Consider the following 17,571-nt stretch of genomic DNA (forward strand, 5'->3'; position numbering starts at 1 on the left):
TCGTCGAGTTCGCGGCCGCGTCGTCGTGAGACGGCTTTTTGTGCGCCGCGAGCCACGCCGCGGACATGGACGACGAGCGCGACCCGGAGGCGACGCTCCGGGAGTGGAAGGAGTCGATGCAGGCGGAACACGCCGACGCGATAGCGAACCCCGACCCCGACGCGGAGCATGCAATCGAGGGCGTCACACAGGTCAGCTACCGCGTCTCGTTCGCGTACGACGCCGACGCCGGCGAACTCCGGCGCGAGACCGTCGAGCAGGTGGACGACCCCGCGGAGCCCGACCTGCTGTCGTGCTCGTGTGGCGTCCGCGGGATGACCCGCGAGGAGGCACGCGAGCACGTCGCGGCCGCCCGCACCGAGTAGTCACCAGTCCATCGTCAGCGCCATCTCCATCTCCGCGCCGACCGTCGACGTGACGGCGAAGCCCACGTCGCGGTACAGCGCCACCGCCGGTCGGTTGTCGCGCTCGACGAGGAGCCACACCCGGTCGACCCCGCGCTCGTGGCCGTAGCTCAGCGTCGCCTCCGTGAGCCGCGTCCCGATGCCGGCGCCGTGGTACTCCTGATGGAGGAAGATGGCGAACTCGTGGTCGCCGTCGCCGTCGGGGACGAGCACCGCCTGCCCGACCACGCGGTCGCCGTGCCACGCGAGCACGCAGTGGCCGTCCAGCAGTACGTCCTGCCACTCGCGGACGGCCGCCGCGCTAATCGGGGGGACGCCGAGCGTGCGGAACTGTGGGTCGAACGTCAGATACATCTCGACGACCGCGTCGCGCTCGTCGTCGACCGGACCCTCCCCGTACGCCTGGAGGTCGACGTACCGCTCCTCGCCGTCGAAGAACCCGAGCGGCGGGGGGGCGACGACGCCGACCCGTCCCAGCGGTGGGAAGTGGCCCTGGTACATCGACGCGGGACGTTCGACCCGGCGGGGCTAAACGTGTGGGGTGAGCCGGCCGTACGAGCGGGGCCTCGCCGCGTCCGGGTCTAGTCGAGAATCGGACGACAGCGCCCCACTCCCGCACGTTTGCGGCAGTTTTGGTACGGTTCCGACTGCCACTTCAACGTCCACCCCTTCGGGGCGGGCGTGGAGCAGACCGAGCAGGCAGAGAGACCCCCCCTGACCGCCGAAGGCTACCGCATCACCGTCGACGACGGCCGCGAATCGTTCTACGCGCTGAGCCTGACCGAGGCGGACAACGACGCCGCGTGGCTGATGTCCGACACCGTCCGGTCGCTCGCCGAGATGCGGTAGCCCGAGCCGTCCGACCGCAACTACACGAGGTCGAGCGTCCGCGAGACCCATGCGGCCCGGCGCTGGGCCTCCTGCTGGACCGTTATCGGACCGCGGAGCGCGCCGTCGAGTAGCGCGTCGCCCGCGGACGGCGACGGCCCGTCGAACAGGTGGGTCGTCTCCACCTCCGCGGCCACGTCCCCGAGCAGGTGGAAGACGGCCGCGTACTGGGCCAGCCGGACGACGTTGCCCCGCACCGAGAGGTCGTTGCCCACCGCGGCCGACAGCGCTGGCCGGCCCTCGAGTATCTGTCGCCACGTCGGGTACGAACCACGGACCTCGAACCCGACCTCGGGCTCCTCGTCGGGCGCGAGCAGTCGCGCGCCGGTACACCGACCCTCCTCCAGCCCGACGTACGCGCGGACGGTGCCGTCGGCGACGTACCGGTCGAGCTGGTCGAGGAGGTCAGCGACCGACGCGGGCAGTTCCGCCCGAACGCCGGCGTCGAGGTAGTCGGTCGCCTCCGCGAGCGTCAGTTCCGAGACGGTCGACCGGACGGCGCCGGGTATCTCCGACCGTATCGCGGGCGGCAGGTCGCCGACGGTCGTCTCCGCGACCGGCAGGTCCTCGATGACCAGCAGCACGTCGCCGTCGAATCGCTCGCCCCAGCCGGCGGCCACCTCGTCGAGCGCGTCGCACTCGTCCAGTCGGCGGGCGTACTCGGTCAGCCACCGTCGAGTGGGGAACTGTGGCATACAGCTACCGCCAACCCACGGCGAGCCCACTGAAGTATCTGTTACCGCAGAACTGCGGTCCCAGGGCGACCTGCGGCCCGCGGCCGTCGACACCGTCGGCGCGTCCGACAGCCAGCAGGATTGGCCCGGGACGGCAGGCTTTACTCGCCCGGTTTCCTACCGATGCGTGTGGATTCTCCGTTCGACGTCCTCGGTGTCGACGCCGACGCGGACGCCGAGACCATCGAGCGCGCCTACCGCCAGCGCGTGAAGGACGCCCACCCCGACCACGGGGGGTCGGTCGGGGAGTTCCGGCGGGTGCGCCGCGCCTACGAGGCGGCGATGGCCGCCGAGGACGCACCCGACCCCGTCCCCGAGAGCGCCGACGACGGCGTCGACATCCCCGAACAGGAGGCGGAACCGGAGACGCACGTCGAGTATCTCGACTACGACGTGCTCGCGGACCACGGCTGGAGCCTCGCGGACGACGACCTGTTCGAGAAGGCCGCGGCCGCGGACCTCGACCCGGCCGACCACGGCCGCCTGCTTGTCGAACCGAGCGAGTCGCTACTGGAGGCCGCCGAGAACCGCGGGTTCGACTGGCCGTTCGCGTGCCGCGGCGGCGCGTGTAGCAACTGTGCGGTCGCCGTCTACGAGGGGGAGATGCCGATGCCCAAGAGCCACATCCTGCCGCAGGAACTGCTGGAGAAAGGGGTCCGGCTCTCGTGTATCAGTGCCCCCACCTCCGAGGAGGCGAAGGTGGTGTTCAACGTGAAACACCTCCCCGCGCTCGAGGAACTACTGTTGCCCGCGGGCCGGTTCAACTGAGGGCGCGAGGACCGACGGGGGGTGGCCGAACGCGACCCCGCCCCCCGACGCGAAGCCGAACGTTCATCACGCGACGCTTTCACCTGGGAACGATGACACGTCCGTTCATCGACCCGGAGACCGGCGGCCTCGACAGCGACCAGATACAGCGCGAAGCGTACCCGCTGGCGGGGCTGATTGCCCTGTTCGGCGGACTGGCGCTCGTCCCGTTCGTCGTCGCGCTCCTGTTCGCCGGCAACGGCGTCGGCGCGCTGTTTACCATCGTCGCGCAGTTCGTCCTCGCGGTCGGTACGGGGGTCGTGCTGATGTACGTCATCGCGCGCGGCATCCGACTGGCCGAGACGTGACGTCGCTGGCCCCACGGGGCGCGACCCCCGTCAGGAACGGGGGCGGCCGTCACTCGCGTAGCCCGTGTTCGCCCTCGAAGTGACCCACGGTCGCTGACGTGAGCCCCGGCCGGTCGTCCATCTCGATTCGTTCACCACGCAGAACACGACGAACACGGTGTAGTTGCTCGGATGGTATTATTCGTGGCAGGTCATCCGGCGACGAAATCCCCCAGTTTTCCGGTGTGCCACCGAGTCAGGTCGGCCGTCGCGGCGGCGACTGGTCAGGCCGAGGGGCCGGTCTCGACTTCCACGGCGTCGGGCCCGGTGACGACGACGGTGTGGTCGCGGTAGCTGAACCGGACGGTCGGAGCGGAGTGGTCGTCGTACAGCGCGGACAGCGCGTCGGCGTCTATCGCGTCGTCCAGCGGCGGGTCGAGGTCCGTCTCGTCGACCCCCTCGTGGGCGGCGACGGCGTCGATGACCGCGTGCACGACGCCGTTCTCGTGTGATGACATGGGTTGCCTTGACAGTCCAGGTTCAAAGGCGTTCTGACGCCGGCACCCGTGTCACGTGGACCGATGGCGGACACCGCACGGCACGAGTATCGGACGGGTCCGTCTCGGTTCGACGAAACGAACTCGAACATTATTATCGGAAGATATCGATAGTTCAACTATGACGAAAGTTCGGTTCGACAACGGACGACGGATCATCGAACGGTGGGACCGGGTGTTCGAGGCGGCGTCGGCCGAGCCACGCCGCCAGTTGATCGTCTCGCTGATGGATGCGGACCCCGAAGGCTCCGTACTGCTTCCCGCGAGCGCGATGAACCCGAACGTGCCGATGGACCCCGACAGGCTCCGGACCGAGTTGTACCACCAGCACCTGCCTCTGCTGGCCGAACGCGGGTTCATCGAGTGGGAGACCGAGCCGATGCGTGCGTCCCGCGGGGAGCGGTTCGAGGAGGTCGCGGTGGTGTTCGAGGCGCTCCATTCGACGGCGACCGAAATTCCGGACTCGCTGGTCGTCGGGTGTCAGCGGCTCGAAGCGGAGCGCCAGAACATCCACGGACCGGAGTGAGTCGGCGACCCCCTGCCGGAGACGCCACCGAGAGACCGTCTGACCGGGCGTTCCCCTGCCGATATTGCTTCGTTTTTCTCTACTCGGCACCGACGGAACTACGTCCGCCGGGACGGCGGCCGCGGGAGGAGTCCGACCGAGGCGGCGAACGTGCTTGGAGTGCGAGAATAGCCATTGTTCGGTGCTGGAATACGGTGAGAGGGTGATTCGCGGGCGCTACGACGGGACTTCGGACTCGCCGATGGTGTTCGACGAACCGCCGCCCGGGGCTTGCCAGACAATTCTAACAGTATCACCGCTCTCAATCACTTCAGGAGAGAATGGCGAGCCGCCGGAAGCAGAAAGACTCGATGTGCCAGTATCGGTGATTGTGTCACTTGCTTCAATGGTGTTCGAGTCTGTATTCACCCAATAGAAGGTTGCGCTGTCGCCGGTCGACAGAGAGTCAACGCCTGCGAACGGCAATGCGACACCCACAGGGCCAGAATTCGTGGTGGAATCTAGCCCGTATGCTGGCGACCCATCGATTTGGACAACGATGTTGTCTGTGTTTACGTCTTGCCCACCGTCGTGAGTAACCACGACTTCCTTTGTTTCAGCCGGCCCATTACCGTTCGAAGTATCGTCGATTGTCGCGTCAGAGTACTCGAACTGGAAGTTCGCGTTGGGGGCACTGCTCTGTACTTGGTCACCAAGACCAAGGACGAACGTCCCGATGACGGCCGCCAGAATGACCGTAATGGCAACCATCAAGATAACCCCGATAACAGGGCTGACGGCATCGTCGTCAGAGACCAAGGTTTGCAGTTGCATTTATGAGGGGACCTCACTCTCACCAATCGTGTTAGATGTTCCACCCGAGGGAGACTCCCACACAACACGGACGGTGTCTACGCTACTGTCTACACTACCGTCCCATGCAGAACCGGTGGAGATCGTCGAGTCACTCCAACCAGTATAACTGTTGGTATCGGCGTTGTCGCTGTCGTCAGATGCCCCTTGGATTATCACATTGTCTGCATCAACGTCTTGGCCGCCAGTGTGAGTGATTGTAATGCCAGGGGGCGACGTATCCTGTTCGTACGTGAACTCGAAGTTCGCGTTGGGAGCGCTACTCTGCACTTGGTCGCCGAGGCCGAGGACGAACGTCCCGATGACGGCCGCCAGGATAACTGTAATAGCCACCATCAGAATGACACCGATAACCGGGGAAACGGCGTCCTCGTCCGTAATCAGATTCTTCAGTTGCATATGTTGTCTTCTCCCGCGTCACCTCGACCTGATTCGCAACGCTTCACAGCGGGCCGACGCGCCGCGTTAATTCCTCCTGCTGTGTCCGTACTATAAAACTCCTCGGCCAACTCGGAACTCGAAACCACCGGAAGCAACCTATGTGAGACGGCGGGCGATAGCACCAATATATCATTTATCTATACGAGTTCATCGAGAGGAGCCGTAGTGTGTCGAGACCACCACGCGCTCCTCTTCCCACGTCACCGTCGTGCTGGCACCGGCACCGGTCGTTCGTCACGCCGCACCGCCTCGTTCGGTCACGAGTGTCGCGGGACGGCGCGCGACCCCTACATGGCCGTAGTTGGGCCCACTCCGAGCGGGTGGTTTCGTCTGGTCGAGTCTCCTGTTTTCGGTCGGTAGCAGGTGCTATGCGTAGATTCGGTGGTGGCCCAGAATCGGCCGTCTGAGGGATGGGCCCTGCCGGATTTGAACCAGCGGCCGCCCGGTGTCCCACGGACCTGACGCGCGTCAGCGCCCGATATGAGCCGGGTGCTATAACCAGACTAAGCTAAGGGCCCTTGCAGTCCCGGCTATTCGGTGGACCGTGATAAATACTGCGAGGCGGTCGCCACCCAGCGTTTATGCTACCACGGCACACACCGGGAGCCGTGACCGAACGCACGGTGACGGTGACGGCGACCGGCGAGGCGACCGCCGTCCCGACGCGGGGGTGTATCGAACTGCGAGCGACGGGCGAGGGGGCGTCGGCCGCCGAGGCGCGCGAGCGGGCCCGCGACCACGAGGCGCGCGTCCGTGACGCGCTCGCGACGGCGGGCGTCGACGACGTCCGGTCGACGGAGTTCAGCCTCGACGACCCGACCGAGCGGTTCGACTGCGACGACTCGGACGACTACCGCGCGACGGCGGCGCTGTCGGTCGACGTGCCGCTCGACGGCGTCGAGGAGGCGCTCGTGGCCGCGACGGACGCGGGTGCGACGGTCCACCGACTCGGCACCGGCGTCGCCGCCGAGACCCGCGAGTCGCTGGAGCGCGAGGCGGTCACGGCCGCGATGGCCACCGCTCACGGGAAAGCGGAGGCGGCCGCCGCCGCGGCCGACGGCGGTCTCGGGAGCGTCCGCGCCGTCGAGGTGGAGCCCGACGACTCCTTCGAGAGCATCGTCGAGTCGTCCATCGAGTGGCAGGACACCACCGAGTTCCGGCCCGACCCGGTGGCCGTCGCGGCGGCCGTCGAGGTGACCTACGAACTCCGCGGGGAGTGAGTCACTCGCCGTCGTCCATCTCCTCCTCCTCTTCGTCGCGCTCCCGACGGCGCTTCTCGTCGGCCTCCCGCTGTTCCAGTTCCTCCTCGAGTTCGTGCTCCCGCTGGGACCGCTCCTCGTCGTCGGCCTGTTTCTCACGGCCTTCCTCGGTGTCGCCCATGCCCCCGTGTACGGCACCACGACTCCTGAACGTTCTTTCCAGTTCACAACGCGACCGGTAGGTTCTTGCCGCCGATACCGGAAGGGCCGACGATGGTACTCGGCCTGCCGGACACCCCCATCGTGAACGTCCTGCTCATCGTGGTGGCGTCGGGCGTCGTCTGGGTCGGGAGCGGCTGGCTGGAGCAGGCCGCCGAGCGGCTGGCGGCCTACTACGGGCTCCCGGCGGTCGTGCAGGGCTCCGTCGTCGTCGCCGTCGGGTCCAGTTTCCCCGAACTCGCGAGCGTCGTCGTCGCGGCGCTGGCCGGCGTGTTCGAGATGGGCGTCGGCGCCGTCGTCGGCTCCGCCATCTTCAACGTGCTCGTGATACCCGGACTGTCTGGGCTGGCGAAGGACGAACCGCTGGAGGCGAACCGGACGGTCGTCTACAAGGAGGCCCAGTTCTACATGATATCCGTCTCGGCGCTGGTCGTCACGTTCGCGCTGGCGGTCATCTACGCCCCCGTCCCGGACACGACGCTCGTCGGCGAGGTGACCCGGCCGCTGGCGATGCTCCCCCTGCTTCTGTACGGGCTGTACCTGTTCATCCAGTGGCAGGACGTGAGCGACCACGCCGCCGAGCGGGTCGACGTGCCGGTGGCCCGCGAGTGGGGCCGCCTCGCCGCCAGCCTGCTGGTCATTCTCGTGGCCGTCCACGTGCTCGTCGGCGGCCTCGAATCGCTCGGTCGGACGTTCGGCGTTCCCGAGTTCCTCGCGGGCGTCACCGTCCTGGCGGCCGCCACGAGCCTCCCGGACACCCTCGTCAGCGTGCGGTCGGCCCGCGCCGACAACGGTGCCACCAGCCTCGGGAACGTGCTCGGGTCGAACACGTTCGACCTGCTGGTGGCGGTGCCGGTCGGCGTGCTCATCGTCGGGAGCGTCCCCATCGACTTCGCCACCGCGGTGCCGATGCTCGCGGCGCTGACGGCCGCGACCGTCCTCCTGTTTACCATCCTGCGGACGGACCTCTCGTTGACGACCGTCGAGTCGTACACCCTGCTCGCGACGTACGCGCTGTTCGTCGCGTGGGTGGTCGCGGAGACGGTCGGCGCGACGAGCGTCATCCGGGGCGGGTGAGACGCCGGGGACGAGCGAAACCGCGCGTGAACCCGCGTCACACCGGCAAAAACCGGGGGAACGGTTAACCCACTTCCGACCGAACGCCGATTCGATGGGGACGACAGCACGGGTCCGCATCTGCCTCGACTGCGGGCGTGACGACCTCGCCCGCCTCGACGACAGCGTCGAGACCTGTCCCGACTGCGGGTCGGACGCCATCAGGTGAGGCAGTCGGCCCCCCGAGTTCGCCCCGCGATGCCGGGGGTACCTCGCGCTTCCCGCTCCGCTTTTCCGCTCCCCTTTTCCGCCCCCGACCGCCGGAGGGCACTCACGCCTCGTCGACGACGTCGGCCGCGAGTTCCGCGGCCGCCGCGACGTGGTCGTCGGCCTCCGGATGGCCGGTCGACTCGACGTTCGACAGTAGCTCGGCGACCTCGCGCACCCGGTCGCGGACCACCGCCGGGTTGTCGATGTGGCGGCAGTCGGCCGCGACGGCTTCGGCCTCCGCGACCCAGCGCGTCGCCGTCCGGTCGAGCGGCAGTTCGGCGGTCGCCGCAAGATGCTCGTGGAGCCGGCGGACGCGCTCGTCGACCATGCCGGCGTCTCGGCGCCGCGGGACAAAGAGGTCGGCGGCGCGCCGGCTTTTTGCTCGCGGTCGTCGTAGTCGCCGTATGTTCGACAGCATCCTGTTCCCGACCGACGGCAGTGAGGGGGCGGCCGCGGCGCTGGACCACGCGCTCGACCTCGCGGCCGACAGCGGCGCGACGCTCCACGTCCTCAACGTCGTCGACACCGGGGTGGCGCGGGGCGCCGGGGTGAACTCCGCGCTCGGGGAGCGGCGACGCGAGACCGGCGAGGAGTTCGTCGCGGCCGCGGCCGAGCGGGCCGCCGACCGCGGCGTCGAGACGGTCACGGCCATGGAGGAAGGCGAGCCCCATCGCGAAATCGTCGCGTACGCCGACGACCACGCCGACCTCGTGGTGATGCCGACGCACGGTCGGCGGGGGCTGGAGCGGCTACTGCTCGGTAGCACGACCGAACGGGTGGTCCGCCGGTCGGACGTGCCGGTGTTGACGCTCCGGCCCGGCGAGGACGCACGCGTCCGCTACCCCTACCGCGACGTGCTAGTGCCGACCGACGGGAGCGAGCCCGCGAGCGCGGCGCTGGCGCTCGGCGTCGACGTCGTGACGGGGACGGGCGCGGCGCTCCATCTGCTGTCGGTCGTCGACGTGGCGAGCCTCGGCATCGACGTGCGGACGGGCGTCCAGGTCGACTTCCTCGAGGAGCGCGCCGAATCGACGCTGGACGAGGCCGCCGACCGGGCCCGCGAGGCGGGCGTCGAGTCGGTGACCGAGACGGTCGGGTTCGCCGGCTCCATCCACCGCAACGTCCTCGAGTACGTCGACGACAACGACGTCGACCTCCTCGTCGTCGGCACTCACGGGACGACGGGGGTCGACCGCTACCTGCTCGGGAGCGTGACCGAGAAGCTCGTCCGCACCGCGCCCGTCCCGGTACTGACCGTGCGCGGCCCCCACGACGACTGAACCGCCCGGAAAGCTCGAACTACCGGCTGGGGAGCGGCCGCGGGCGCCCGGAACGCGCTCGATAACTAACCGGGACCGCGTCGAACGGGCGGTGATGACCGCCGAACCGGACAGCGTCTCCCGGCGAACGTTCCTCCGGGGTACCGCCGTCGGCACCGCCGCGGCCACCGGGTCGGCCGCCGCACAGGAGGCGACGACCCACACGGTCGATATGACCGACGGCCTGGTGTTCGACCCCGACAGCATCGCCATCGCACCGGGCGACACCGTCGTCTGGGAGAACGTCGGCACCGTCGGCCACTCGGTGACCGCCTACGAGGACGACATCCCCGACGAGGCCGCCTACTTCGCCAGCGGCGGCTTCGACGGCGAGTCGGCCGCCCGGAGCGGCTACCCCGAGGGCGACATCCCGGGCGGCGAGTCGTACGAGCACACGTTCGAGGTGGAGGGCACCTACGAGTACTTCTGTATCCCCCACGAGTCGGCGGGGATGCTCGGCACCGTGGAGGTTGGGACCGGCGGTGGTACCCCGGCCGGCGACGGCGGCGGCCGACCCGTGCCACAGGTGCCCGACTCGGCACTGTCGGTCGTCTCGGCGGCGACGATGGCACTGCTGTCCGTGCTGGGGCTCGTGTACGTGTTTCTCAAGTACGGCGGCGACTACGGGCTCGAAGAGTGACCGGACACCGGTCCCCGAAAACGGGCGTCCCGGCGTACCGGCCACCGCGAACCGTCCGCGTGAACAGGCTACTGCACGCCGCCCACGTCACGGCTCGTCCCACGCTTCGCGGGGAAGCCGGTAGACGTTCTCGGGGTGGGACTCGTCGCCGATGGTCGTCGTGTCCGCTCCGGTCTTCTCGAACCCGTGCGCGCGGTAGAACTCGTTCCCGGGGTCGTTCGCCGCGAGCACCGTCGCCTCCACGGCGTCGACGTCGCCGTCGAACAGCGCGTCGAGGGTCACCTCGAGCAGTTCGCCACCCACGCCGCGGCCACGGCGCTCGGGGTCGACGTACAGGCGCAGGACGTGGCCCGTCCGGCCCGAGAGCTCCCCGTGTGCGAACCCGACCACGTCGCCGTCGGCCACTGCGACGTGAACGAGCGCGCTCGGCCGCTCGACGGCGTCGGCCAGTCGCTCGCCCCCGTACCACGCCTCGACGCCCTCGGAGACTGTTTCGCGGCTCACGATGTCCGGGTAGTCGGTCTCCCACGAGCGCCGGGCGACCTCGCGTATCGGCTCGACGTCGTCGGCCGTCGCCTCGCGGACCGTCATGTGCTACCGTATGTGAGACGGTCGATTAGGCGTTTCGCCCCCGACGGGAGCGTTAACTGCCGCGGCCTCGACTGGGAGATATGGCAACACGGTGGGTCGACGCGGCGCGTCGACCGACGCTCCCCGAACTCGCGGTGTTCGTCTCCGGGGTGGCGAGCATGGGGCTGGAGATACTCGCCGGCCGCATCGTCGCCCCGCAGTTCGGCAGCAGCATCTACACCTGGGGGACGATCATCGGCGTGTTCCTCGCGGCGCTGAGCTACGGCTACCACCGCGGCGGCCAGCGCGCGGCGACCGACGCCTCGAACCGACGGATGGCCCGGCTGTTCGTCTACACCGCGGCGTACGTCGCCGTGCTCGTGTTTGCGGGGGACCTCCTCCTCAGAGTGGCATCGGCGGTCCCCCTCCCCAGCCGGTTCGCGTCGCTGCCCGCGGTCGTCCTCCTGTTCGGCCCGCCGACGTACCTGCTCGGGTTCGTCAGCCCCTACGCCGCCGAACTCTCCCGGAAGGGCGGACTCGGCGAGGCGTCGGGTCACGTGTACGCCGTCGGCACCGTCGGCAGCATCGTCGGCGCGTTCGGGACGACGTTCCTGCTCATCCCGTCGCTGTCGGTCGAGACCATCGGCCTCGTGTTCGGTTTCCTGTCGGTCGCCACCGCGCTCGTCCTCGTCCGGTCGGCGCCGCGCCGCGAGGGGACGGCGGCGGTGCTCGCGGCCGGGGTCCTGCTGGTCGCGGCCGGCGGCAGCGGCGCCGTCGGCGTCGCCGTCGAGGGGCAGGTCGTCTACCAGACGCAGACGCCGTACCAGGAACTGCGCGTCGTCGACCTCGACGGCACGCGGACGCTGTACCTCGACGGCCAGCCCCACAGCGCGATGCCGCTCGACGACCCGACCGGCCACGGCTTCGAGTACACTCGCTACTTCCATCTCCCCCTCCTCTTCGAGGAAGACATCGACGAGGTGCTGTTCATCGGCGGCGGCGGGTTCACCGGGCCGAAGCGGTTCGTCCACGACTACGACGTCACCGTCGACGTGGTCGAAATCGACCCCGAGGTCGTGCGGGTGGCGAAGGAGTATTTCGCACTCGAGGAGTCCGAACGGCTCGAGGTTCACGTCACGGACGGCCGCCGCTACCTCCGGGAGACGAACGAGACGTACGACCTCATCGTGCTGGACGCGTACAAGCGGGACAAGGTGCCGTTCCAGTTGACGACGGTCGAGTTCATGCGGCTCGCGGCCGACCGACTCGACGATGACGGCGTCCTGTTCGCCAACCTCATCTCGGCACCCTCCGGGCCCGCGTCGAAGTTCTACCGCGCCGAGTACAAGACCGTGGACCGCGTGTTCCCCCGCGTCTACGCGTTCCCGACGGTCGGCGGCGTCGCCGTCCAGAACGTCGAACTCGTGGCGACGAAGCGCCCCGACCTGCTGACGGAGGCCGACCTCCGTGTCCGCAACCGAGAGCGCGACGTCGGCATCGACCTCTCGGAAGCGGTCGGGAACTACCGGCGCACGACGGAGACGGGCGACGTGCCCGTGCTCCGGGACGACCGCGCGCCTGTCGACAGCCTGCTCGACCCGATGGTCGGCCAGCGGTACGTCGTCGAACAGACGGGGAACGCGACGGCGGACGCGCTACGGGCTCCCCGCGCACCATCCCTCTCCTGGCCGGCGGTTCCCGAGCGGGGGCGAACAGTAGATAAGCTCCGGGCGCGTACTGCAGGGTAGATTCTCCGCCCCGAGCGCACGGTGTCGGCACCGCGAGGCGTCGCCGCCCCGGGGCGGGAGAAGTTTACGATGACCAAGACCGACGAACTCAGGACACTCCTCGAACGCCTCGGTGGCGAGACGACGTTCACCGAGCGCCAGCATGCCGATGCCCACGCGGCGCCCGACGAGCGCCGCCTCGCGGCCGGGCTCCGGGCGGTCGTCCGCGAGATGCGCGCCGAGTACGGCTTCCGCACCTCGCTCGACGACGACGCCCTCGTGGCCGTCGTCCGTGGGTTCTACGCGGGACGGTCGGACGCCGACATCGCCGCCGGCCTCGGCGCCAGCGAGCCGGTCGTCGGCCGCGCGCGCCTCCACCTGCAACTGGTCGCCCCCGCGGACCTCGAGGGGCCGGTCGACTACCGCGCGCTCGCGGCCCTGCGGCGTGCGGGGCGCGCGACCGCTGACTGTGCGGCCGAACTCGGCGTCAGCGAGGCGGCCGTCCGCCACGCCTCGCGGGTGCTCGACGCTCGCGAGGCGGCGCGGCGCCGCGGCTACCGCTACCAACTGGAGTTCGAGTCGCTACTCGACGCCGCGGGCGTGACAGCCGAGATGTCGGCGGCCAGACGACAGGACCGCGACGCGTTCGCGGACGTGTTCGACTGACGGCACGGCGACCGACCGAGAACGAGCGGCGACAGCCTACGCCGGGGAGAGCCCGTGTTCCTCTCGCGCGTGGGCGAGGAGTTCCTCCGTGGAGTCGAAGGTGGCCCCGCAACTACACGAGTGGTACGAGCCGTCCATGGCCGCCCCGGTGGCGGACTGCTGGCGTGTCGCCATGGTTATTCCCCATTACACTATCATAGGTATAATAGGTTTCCATCCGACAGGTCGGCGTGAGCAGTTACCACGGCGCGCGTCAGCGAGTCAGTCGGTCGCGGAGTCGACCCAGAAGCGACCGCTCCTCGATACCCAGTTCGCGAGCCACCGCGTCCAGTTCCTCGTCGCCGAACCGGTCGTCTGCTCGGGCCTCCGCAACCCACGCTCGCCACGCCTCGTCGCTCATCGGGCCGCGCGCCTCGCCGTCGGCGCCCCACTCCGCGACCAGCGCCTCCCGGTTCGGGAACGGCACGTCCATGTCGCCGCCGCCCCAGTACAGCGGCGAGAGGGCGAACCCCTCGCCCTCCCGGGGGACGAACCGGTAGGGGTAGCCGCCGAACAGGAAGGCGTCCTCGGGGGTCACCTCCTCGCCCGTCGGAAGTTCGAGCGTCTCCATCGCCACCCCGTACGCGCGCCGGACGGATGACGGTTCGGTCCCGCGGGACGCGCGGCCGCCGCGCGCCACCCGATCGCGGCCCCCGGCACACGGGTCAGCGACCGTCCGAGCGGCGGGGCGTGGCCCGCGGCGACGCCATGCCGTCGATTGTGACGATAATAGCTCTGCGCGCTCGATAAAATCTCTCCAGCCCGCAGAACACGTCGTAAAACGAGCGGTGCGGGCGAACACACCGCCGATAACGCGGTGAATCCACCCGAAATCGTGGCAACTGTCTGGCCGGTATATGGGGTCGTAGACAGTAGCCGAGAGCGGAGGCAGCACCCCAATGTCCACGTCCGAATCCATCGGTCCCCACGTCACCGACGCGCTCGCCCCGTTCGAACGCCTCGCCGACGCCGTCGTCGGCCTCGTGAGCTTCGTCACGTTCTGGGTCGGCACTCTCCTCCCGCTGACCTACGTGCCCCTCCTCGCCACCGGCGCGCTCACGACGCGCCCCGAGACGTTCGGCGCGCTCGTCGCCGTGAACGTCGCCGCGATGGTGCTGGGCCACGGCCACAAGCGCCCCGCGTAGGGGTCGGCTGCCAGCCCTCCAGCCCTCCAGTCTCCACCCCTCCTTCCCCACCGCACGCGACCCGCGAGCGACGCGGCCGTCGCTGACGACGCACAACCCCGCAGAGACGGACGGGAGCGTGTGCCCGCCCCGCTACCGTCTCGTCCCCACCTCGACGCCGTCCCCGATGAGGTACGCGTCGGGGTTGTCGTCGTCGTACATGCAGACGTCGTCGCTCCCCACGAGTTCGAACGCGACGAGGTCCTCGCCCGGGAGCCGTGGGTGGCGCTCGGCCCGCTCCCACTGTCGGGTGCTGTGGCCGGCACTCATCGGCTCTCTCCCCGGTTGTCGGTCGGTCTGTCGTGCCGGTGCTGTCCACCCGCAGGGGTGGACGGCGCGATGCTGTCGTTCGTGCGCATCCACCCGTGAGGGGCCGGTATCTCACAAAAGGGATTCTGGCAAAGCCGTCGAAACGTCGCCTCACTGCGCCGTATCCGCGGGGTGGACCGCGAGGACGGGGACGTCGGCGAGCCGGACGACCCGCTCGGTGACGCTCCCGAGCAGGTAGCGGTCGAGCCCCCGCCGGCCGTGCGTGCCCATCACCACGAGGTCGACCCCCTTCTCGTCGACGTACTCCAGTATCGCCTCGTGTGGCGGACCGCTGACGACGGCGCTCTCCACGGTGTCGACGCCGGCGTCGCCGGCGCGGCGGGCGACCCGCTCGATGGCGTCGCGGCCCTGCTGTTCGAGCGCTCCGAGGACGCGCCCGGCGTCGGGCGTCGGCGGGACCGACTCCTCGTCGACGACGTGGACGACGTGGAGCGTCGCGTCGTACCGAAGCGCGTGATCGATGGCGTGGTCGACGGCCGCGTCGGCCGCGTCGCTGCCGTCGGTCGGGACCAGAACGTCGTTGTACATACCCGACGGTTCGGGCTCCCGACGTAAAGCGGCGCCACCCGCGTCCCAGAACGCTGGAATCGACGACCGGCGGCTATCGAACTGGCCCCGAGAGAAGCGCCGCCTCCAGGGCTCGAACCTGGGACCACCTCGTTAACAGCGAGGTGCTCTACCATCTGAGCTAAGGCGGCTCACCCCCACGTAGTTCGATTCGCCTCTTATGGATTTCGTTTCGGACCACACCGCGACAGGGGTTCACCCGGTGTCGGGCCGCGAGTCAGCCGCAAACCACATCCCCCCGGGACCACGACGTGTACCGAAGCGATGGGAGGCTCGGACGACCGACGGCGCGCGACCCCCGAGGAGGCGCGGGCGGCGCTCGACCGCGCCATCGAGGAGCGGCCCGGCGAGGTGCTCGACTTCGTGGAGCGGCTGGAGCGCGCGAACGCGGTGCTGGACACCACCTCGCTTGCCACCTCCGCGCTGGACGACGACCTCGTCAGCGGCCTCGCGGAGACGAGTTCGATGCTTCTGGGCGGCGGGAGCGACGGCAACGGCTCGCCCGCGACGCTGGCGGCGGCCGTCGGCGCGAACGCCGCGGACCTCGAGCGCGCGCTCCGGAAGCTGTCGCGGCTCGAACGCAACGGGACGCTCGACGAACTCGCCGCCGCGGGCGAGACGCTCCGGAAGGTCGAAGACGCCGTCGACGACGACGCCGTCGAGTTGGCGAGCGACCCCGAGGTGGCGGCCGACGTGGCGCGACTGCTGCGCGCGGTCGAGACCGCCGGCGACGCCGACGACGAACTCGGGACGCTGGCGACGCTCCGTGCGCTCCGCGACGAGGAGACCCAGCGGGGGCTGGCGTTCCTCGTCGCGCTGGCGCGCGCGCTCGGCGAGCGCGAGGCCGACCCCGACTGACCGCATCGACACGTTTTCACGACCGCTCGGCCAACCGCGAGCCATGAGCGAGTTCGCCGCCGTCGTCGACCGCGTCCGGGAGCGAGTCGTCCCGGACGCCGAGGAGGAAGCGGCGCTCCGGCAGGCCACCGCCGACCTGCGAGAGCGGGCCGAGCGGGCCGTCGCGGACCTCCCGGTCGAGGCCGACGTGTTGCTCGTCGGCTCCACGGCCCGCGGGACGTGGCTGGCGGGCGACCGCGACGTCGACCTGTTCGTCCGGTTCCCGACCGACCTCGCCCGCGAGCAGTTGGAGGAGTACGGGCTGGCGGTGGGCCACGCCGTCCTCCCGGACGGCCACGAGGAGTTCGCCGAACACCCGTACGTGAAGGGTACCGTCGACGGGTTCGACGTGGACCTCGTCCCCTGTTACGACGTGGCGACGGCCGCCGACATCCGCTCGGCCGTCGACCGGACGCCGTTCCACACGGCGTATCTCGACTCGCACCTCGACGACGCGCTTGCCGACGAGGTCCGGGTGACGAAGGCGTTCCTGACTGGTATCGGCGCGTACGGCTCTGACCTCCGCACCCGCGGGTTCGCGGGCTACCTGACGGAACTGCTCGTCCTCGAACACGGCGGGTTCCGCGAACTGGTCGAGGCGGCGGCCGACTGGAGCCCTCCCGTTCGTTTCGACCCCGAGGGCCACGGCTCGGGGTCGTTCGACGACCCCCTCGTCGTCGTCGACCCGACCGACCCCGGCCGGAACGTGGCGGCGGCACTCTCCGAGCGGAACTTCGCGCGACTCGTCCACTACAGCCGGGAACTGCTCCGCGACCCCCGGACGGCGCTGTTCGAGCCCCGGGAGCCGGAGCCGCTGTCGGCCGAGGCGGTGCGCGAGCAGGTCAGCGAGCGGGGCACTCACCCGGTCGCCGTCAGGTTCGACGCGCCCGACGTCGTGGACGACCAGCTGTATCCGCAACTGGATAAGTCGCTGTCGGGGCTGGAAGGCGAACTCGACCGGCGGGGGTTCGCGCCGCTTCGGTCGCTCCGGGCGGCCGACGAGACGGCGGTGCTGTTCGTCGAGTGTGCGGTCGCGGAACTGCCGGCCGTCGAGCGCCACGAGGGACCGCCGGTCGGCGTCCGCGAGCACGCCGAGGGGTTCTACGACGCCTACCGCGAGTCGGCGGCGTACGGCCCGTTCCTCGACGGCGACCGCTACGTCGTCGAGCGCGCCCGCGAGTTCCGAACGCCGGAGGCGTTCGCGGACAGCGACGCGCTGTTCGACGTGGCGCTCGGGGCTCACGTCGCCTCGGCGCTCGACGACCGCGCGGTGCTGGCCGGGGAGGAGGTGGCCGCCCTGGCCGACGAGTTCGGGAGCGAGCTGGCGACGTACTTCGACCCGAAACCGTAACGTCAGTGCCACTTATGCGGCTGGCGGCCCGAACGTGGGAC

Annotated in this window: 26 protein-coding genes and 2 tRNA genes; 14 read left to right on the top strand and 14 right to left on the bottom strand. The window is 69.6% G+C overall.

Annotation, left to right across the window (positions count from 1 at the left end):
* Nucleotides 1–65: 65 nt before the first annotated feature.
* Nucleotides 66–365 carry a hypothetical protein gene (locus NL112_RS03565; RefSeq protein WP_255151262.1) on the top strand — a complete coding sequence of 100 codons (300 nt, stop codon included), beginning with the start codon at nucleotides 66–68 and terminating at the stop codon, nucleotides 363–365.
* Here the strand turns inward: NL112_RS03565 and NL112_RS03570 are convergent, their stop codons facing one another.
* On the bottom strand, nucleotides 366–905 hold the full coding sequence (locus NL112_RS03570) for a GNAT family N-acetyltransferase (RefSeq protein WP_255151263.1): 540 nt from the start codon (nucleotides 903–905) through the stop codon (nucleotides 366–368).
* Between the two features lie 180 nt (nucleotides 906–1,085).
* Between NL112_RS03570 and NL112_RS03575 the strand changes: the two genes are divergently transcribed.
* Entirely contained in the window at nucleotides 1,086–1,253 is a 168-nt protein-coding gene (locus tag NL112_RS03575) for a hypothetical protein (RefSeq protein WP_255151264.1), read from the top strand.
* A 20-nt stretch (nucleotides 1,254–1,273) separates the two neighbouring features.
* Here NL112_RS03575 and NL112_RS03580 read toward each other — a convergent pair whose 3' ends face one another.
* Nucleotides 1,274–1,987, bottom strand: a complete 714-nt coding sequence (locus NL112_RS03580) for a sterol carrier protein (RefSeq protein ID WP_255151265.1) — start codon at nucleotides 1,985–1,987, stop codon at nucleotides 1,274–1,276.
* 168 nt (nucleotides 1,988–2,155) lie between these two features.
* Between NL112_RS03580 and fer the strand changes: the two genes are divergently transcribed.
* Both fer and NL112_RS03590 read left to right on the top strand, forming a co-directional pair.
* Nucleotides 2,156–2,794: a ferredoxin Fer gene (gene fer, locus NL112_RS03585; protein ID WP_255151266.1), complete on the top strand. Its 639-nt coding sequence runs from the start codon at nucleotides 2,156–2,158 to the stop codon at nucleotides 2,792–2,794.
* A gap of 92 nt (nucleotides 2,795–2,886) precedes the next feature.
* Nucleotides 2,887–3,141 carry a hypothetical protein gene (locus NL112_RS03590; RefSeq protein ID WP_255151267.1) on the top strand — a complete coding sequence of 85 codons (255 nt, stop codon included), beginning with the start codon at nucleotides 2,887–2,889 and terminating at the stop codon, nucleotides 3,139–3,141.
* Nucleotides 3,142–3,404: 263 nt separating this feature from the next.
* Here NL112_RS03590 and NL112_RS03595 read toward each other — a convergent pair whose 3' ends face one another.
* Nucleotides 3,405–3,638, bottom strand: coding sequence for a HalOD1 output domain-containing protein (locus NL112_RS03595; RefSeq protein ID WP_255151268.1), 234 nt, complete (start codon nucleotides 3,636–3,638; stop codon nucleotides 3,405–3,407).
* A gap of 160 nt (nucleotides 3,639–3,798) precedes the next feature.
* Here NL112_RS03595 and NL112_RS03600 point away from each other — a divergent pair, with 160 nt between their 5' ends.
* Complete coding sequence (locus tag NL112_RS03600) at nucleotides 3,799–4,203, top strand: hypothetical protein (protein ID WP_255151269.1); 405 nt, start codon at nucleotides 3,799–3,801, stop codon at nucleotides 4,201–4,203.
* Between the two features lie 216 nt (nucleotides 4,204–4,419).
* Here the strand turns inward: NL112_RS03600 and NL112_RS03605 are convergent, their stop codons facing one another.
* The 3 genes from NL112_RS03605 to NL112_RS03615 form a co-directional block, all read right to left on the bottom strand.
* Nucleotides 4,420–5,016 (bottom strand): type IV pilin domain-containing protein, encoded by a 597-nt coding sequence (locus tag NL112_RS03605; protein WP_255151270.1) that lies wholly within the window; start codon nucleotides 5,014–5,016, stop codon nucleotides 4,420–4,422.
* On the bottom strand, nucleotides 5,017–5,454 hold the full coding sequence (locus tag NL112_RS03610; RefSeq protein ID WP_255151271.1) for a type IV pilin domain-containing protein: 438 nt from the start codon (nucleotides 5,452–5,454) through the stop codon (nucleotides 5,017–5,019).
* A 453-nt stretch (nucleotides 5,455–5,907) separates the two neighbouring features.
* A tRNA-Ile gene (locus tag NL112_RS03615) sits at nucleotides 5,908–6,014 on the bottom strand.
* Nucleotides 6,015–6,104: 90 nt separating this feature from the next.
* Between NL112_RS03615 and NL112_RS03620 the strand changes: the two genes are divergently transcribed.
* Nucleotides 6,105–6,716: an SIMPL domain-containing protein gene (locus NL112_RS03620; RefSeq protein WP_255151272.1), complete on the top strand. Its 612-nt coding sequence runs from the start codon at nucleotides 6,105–6,107 to the stop codon at nucleotides 6,714–6,716.
* A 1-nt stretch (nucleotide 6,717) separates the two neighbouring features.
* Here NL112_RS03620 and NL112_RS03625 read toward each other — a convergent pair whose 3' ends face one another.
* Nucleotides 6,718–6,876, bottom strand: coding sequence for a hypothetical protein (locus NL112_RS03625; RefSeq protein WP_255151273.1), 159 nt, complete (start codon nucleotides 6,874–6,876; stop codon nucleotides 6,718–6,720).
* Between the two features lie 92 nt (nucleotides 6,877–6,968).
* Here NL112_RS03625 and NL112_RS03630 point away from each other — a divergent pair, with 92 nt between their 5' ends.
* Nucleotides 6,969–7,991, top strand: a complete 1,023-nt coding sequence (locus NL112_RS03630) for a sodium:calcium antiporter (protein ID WP_255151274.1) — start codon at nucleotides 6,969–6,971, stop codon at nucleotides 7,989–7,991.
* Between the two features lie 310 nt (nucleotides 7,992–8,301).
* Here NL112_RS03630 and NL112_RS03635 read toward each other — a convergent pair whose 3' ends face one another.
* The gene (locus NL112_RS03635) at nucleotides 8,302–8,568 is read right to left on the bottom strand and encodes a DUF8152 family protein (RefSeq protein ID WP_255151275.1); all 267 of its coding nucleotides are present in this window, start codon (nucleotides 8,566–8,568) and stop codon (nucleotides 8,302–8,304) included.
* Between the two features lie 76 nt (nucleotides 8,569–8,644).
* On the opposite strand from NL112_RS03635, the gene NL112_RS03640 reads away from it, so the two are divergent.
* Nucleotides 8,645–9,520 carry a universal stress protein gene (locus NL112_RS03640; protein WP_255151276.1) on the top strand — a complete coding sequence of 292 codons (876 nt, stop codon included), beginning with the start codon at nucleotides 8,645–8,647 and terminating at the stop codon, nucleotides 9,518–9,520.
* A 94-nt stretch (nucleotides 9,521–9,614) separates the two neighbouring features.
* Entirely contained in the window at nucleotides 9,615–10,199 is a 585-nt protein-coding gene (locus tag NL112_RS03645; protein WP_255151277.1) for a plastocyanin/azurin family copper-binding protein, read from the top strand.
* Between the two features lie 87 nt (nucleotides 10,200–10,286).
* Here NL112_RS03645 and NL112_RS03650 read toward each other — a convergent pair whose 3' ends face one another.
* Complete coding sequence (locus NL112_RS03650; protein WP_255151278.1) at nucleotides 10,287–10,790, bottom strand: GNAT family N-acetyltransferase; 504 nt, start codon at nucleotides 10,788–10,790, stop codon at nucleotides 10,287–10,289.
* An 80-nt stretch (nucleotides 10,791–10,870) separates the two neighbouring features.
* On the opposite strand from NL112_RS03650, the gene NL112_RS03655 reads away from it, so the two are divergent.
* Together NL112_RS03655 and NL112_RS03660 are read left to right on the top strand one after the other, a co-directional pair.
* Nucleotides 10,871–12,517: a spermidine synthase gene (locus NL112_RS03655; protein WP_255151279.1), complete on the top strand. Its 1,647-nt coding sequence runs from the start codon at nucleotides 10,871–10,873 to the stop codon at nucleotides 12,515–12,517.
* Nucleotides 12,518–12,586: 69 nt separating this feature from the next.
* Nucleotides 12,587–13,162, top strand: coding sequence for a conditioned medium-induced protein 4 (locus tag NL112_RS03660; RefSeq protein WP_255151280.1), 576 nt, complete (start codon nucleotides 12,587–12,589; stop codon nucleotides 13,160–13,162).
* A 36-nt stretch (nucleotides 13,163–13,198) separates the two neighbouring features.
* On the opposite strand, the gene NL112_RS03665 is transcribed toward NL112_RS03660, so the two are convergent.
* Both NL112_RS03665 and NL112_RS03670 read right to left on the bottom strand, forming a co-directional pair.
* Nucleotides 13,199–13,336 carry a hypothetical protein gene (locus NL112_RS03665; protein WP_255151281.1) on the bottom strand — a complete coding sequence of 46 codons (138 nt, stop codon included), beginning with the start codon at nucleotides 13,334–13,336 and terminating at the stop codon, nucleotides 13,199–13,201.
* 79 nt (nucleotides 13,337–13,415) lie between these two features.
* Complete coding sequence (locus tag NL112_RS03670; RefSeq protein WP_255151282.1) at nucleotides 13,416–13,772, bottom strand: type 1 periplasmic-binding domain-containing protein; 357 nt, start codon at nucleotides 13,770–13,772, stop codon at nucleotides 13,416–13,418.
* 328 nt (nucleotides 13,773–14,100) lie between these two features.
* Here NL112_RS03670 and NL112_RS03675 point away from each other — a divergent pair, with 328 nt between their 5' ends.
* On the top strand, nucleotides 14,101–14,346 hold the full coding sequence (locus NL112_RS03675) for a DUF8028 family protein (protein WP_255151283.1): 246 nt from the start codon (nucleotides 14,101–14,103) through the stop codon (nucleotides 14,344–14,346).
* Nucleotides 14,347–14,478: 132 nt separating this feature from the next.
* On the opposite strand, the gene NL112_RS03680 is transcribed toward NL112_RS03675, so the two are convergent.
* The 3 genes from NL112_RS03680 to NL112_RS03690 all read right to left on the bottom strand — a co-directional run bounded on the left by NL112_RS03680 (nucleotide 14,479) and on the right by NL112_RS03690 (nucleotide 15,413).
* A complete protein-coding gene (locus tag NL112_RS03680) occupies nucleotides 14,479–14,655 on the bottom strand; it encodes a hypothetical protein (RefSeq protein WP_255151284.1) in 177 nt (58 codons plus the stop codon).
* A gap of 150 nt (nucleotides 14,656–14,805) precedes the next feature.
* A complete protein-coding gene (locus NL112_RS03685) occupies nucleotides 14,806–15,243 on the bottom strand; it encodes a universal stress protein (RefSeq protein WP_255151285.1) in 438 nt (145 codons plus the stop codon).
* 97 nt (nucleotides 15,244–15,340) lie between these two features.
* Nucleotides 15,341–15,413 (bottom strand) — tRNA-Asn (locus tag NL112_RS03690).
* Between the two features lie 133 nt (nucleotides 15,414–15,546).
* Here NL112_RS03690 and NL112_RS03695 point away from each other — a divergent pair.
* Together NL112_RS03695 and cca are read left to right on the top strand one after the other, a co-directional pair.
* Nucleotides 15,547–16,140: a DUF1641 domain-containing protein gene (locus tag NL112_RS03695; RefSeq protein WP_255151286.1), complete on the top strand. Its 594-nt coding sequence runs from the start codon at nucleotides 15,547–15,549 to the stop codon at nucleotides 16,138–16,140.
* Nucleotides 16,141–16,183: 43 nt separating this feature from the next.
* On the top strand, nucleotides 16,184–17,530 hold the full coding sequence (gene cca, locus NL112_RS03700) for a CCA tRNA nucleotidyltransferase (RefSeq protein ID WP_255151287.1): 1,347 nt from the start codon (nucleotides 16,184–16,186) through the stop codon (nucleotides 17,528–17,530).
* Nucleotides 17,531–17,571 lie beyond the last annotated feature (41 nt).

Origin of the sequence: Halorarius halobius (assembly GCF_024298865.1) — an archaeon.
Taxonomy (GTDB): Archaea; Halobacteriota; Halobacteria; order Halobacteriales; family Haloarculaceae; genus Halorarius; species Halorarius halobius.

Excerpts from the sequence above, each read along its gene's own strand:
- NL112_RS03565 (WP_255151262.1), top strand. The coding sequence starts at position 66 with ATGGACGACGAGCGCGACCCGGAGGCGACGCTCCGGGAGTGGAAGGAG.
- NL112_RS03570 (WP_255151263.1), bottom strand. The coding sequence starts at position 905 with ATGTACCAGGGCCACTTCCCACCGCTGGGACGGGTCGGCGTCGTCGCC.
- NL112_RS03580 (WP_255151265.1), bottom strand. The coding sequence starts at position 1,987 with ATGCCACAGTTCCCCACTCGACGGTGGCTGACCGAGTACGCCCGCCGA.
- NL112_RS03590 (WP_255151267.1), top strand. The coding sequence starts at position 2,887 with ATGACACGTCCGTTCATCGACCCGGAGACCGGCGGCCTCGACAGCGAC.
- NL112_RS03595 (WP_255151268.1), bottom strand. The coding sequence starts at position 3,638 with ATGTCATCACACGAGAACGGCGTCGTGCACGCGGTCATCGACGCCGTC.
- NL112_RS03600 (WP_255151269.1), top strand. The coding sequence starts at position 3,799 with ATGACGAAAGTTCGGTTCGACAACGGACGACGGATCATCGAACGGTGG.
- NL112_RS03605 (WP_255151270.1), bottom strand. The coding sequence starts at position 5,016 with ATGCAACTGCAAACCTTGGTCTCTGACGACGATGCCGTCAGCCCTGTT.
- NL112_RS03610 (WP_255151271.1), bottom strand. The coding sequence starts at position 5,454 with ATGCAACTGAAGAATCTGATTACGGACGAGGACGCCGTTTCCCCGGTT.
- NL112_RS03625 (WP_255151273.1), bottom strand. The coding sequence starts at position 6,876 with ATGGGCGACACCGAGGAAGGCCGTGAGAAACAGGCCGACGACGAGGAG.
- NL112_RS03630 (WP_255151274.1), top strand. The coding sequence starts at position 6,969 with ATGGTACTCGGCCTGCCGGACACCCCCATCGTGAACGTCCTGCTCATC.
- NL112_RS03635 (WP_255151275.1), bottom strand. The coding sequence starts at position 8,568 with ATGGTCGACGAGCGCGTCCGCCGGCTCCACGAGCATCTTGCGGCGACC.
- NL112_RS03640 (WP_255151276.1), top strand. The coding sequence starts at position 8,645 with ATGTTCGACAGCATCCTGTTCCCGACCGACGGCAGTGAGGGGGCGGCC.
- NL112_RS03645 (WP_255151277.1), top strand. The coding sequence starts at position 9,615 with ATGACCGCCGAACCGGACAGCGTCTCCCGGCGAACGTTCCTCCGGGGT.
- NL112_RS03650 (WP_255151278.1), bottom strand. The coding sequence starts at position 10,790 with ATGACGGTCCGCGAGGCGACGGCCGACGACGTCGAGCCGATACGCGAG.
- NL112_RS03655 (WP_255151279.1), top strand. The coding sequence starts at position 10,871 with ATGGCAACACGGTGGGTCGACGCGGCGCGTCGACCGACGCTCCCCGAA.
- NL112_RS03660 (WP_255151280.1), top strand. The coding sequence starts at position 12,587 with ATGACCAAGACCGACGAACTCAGGACACTCCTCGAACGCCTCGGTGGC.
- NL112_RS03665 (WP_255151281.1), bottom strand. The coding sequence starts at position 13,336 with ATGGCGACACGCCAGCAGTCCGCCACCGGGGCGGCCATGGACGGCTCG.
- NL112_RS03670 (WP_255151282.1), bottom strand. The coding sequence starts at position 13,772 with ATGGAGACGCTCGAACTTCCGACGGGCGAGGAGGTGACCCCCGAGGAC.
- NL112_RS03675 (WP_255151283.1), top strand. The coding sequence starts at position 14,101 with ATGTCCACGTCCGAATCCATCGGTCCCCACGTCACCGACGCGCTCGCC.
- NL112_RS03680 (WP_255151284.1), bottom strand. The coding sequence starts at position 14,655 with ATGAGTGCCGGCCACAGCACCCGACAGTGGGAGCGGGCCGAGCGCCAC.
- NL112_RS03685 (WP_255151285.1), bottom strand. The coding sequence starts at position 15,243 with ATGTACAACGACGTTCTGGTCCCGACCGACGGCAGCGACGCGGCCGAC.
- NL112_RS03695 (WP_255151286.1), top strand. The coding sequence starts at position 15,547 with ATGGGAGGCTCGGACGACCGACGGCGCGCGACCCCCGAGGAGGCGCGG.
- cca (WP_255151287.1), top strand. The coding sequence starts at position 16,184 with ATGAGCGAGTTCGCCGCCGTCGTCGACCGCGTCCGGGAGCGAGTCGTC.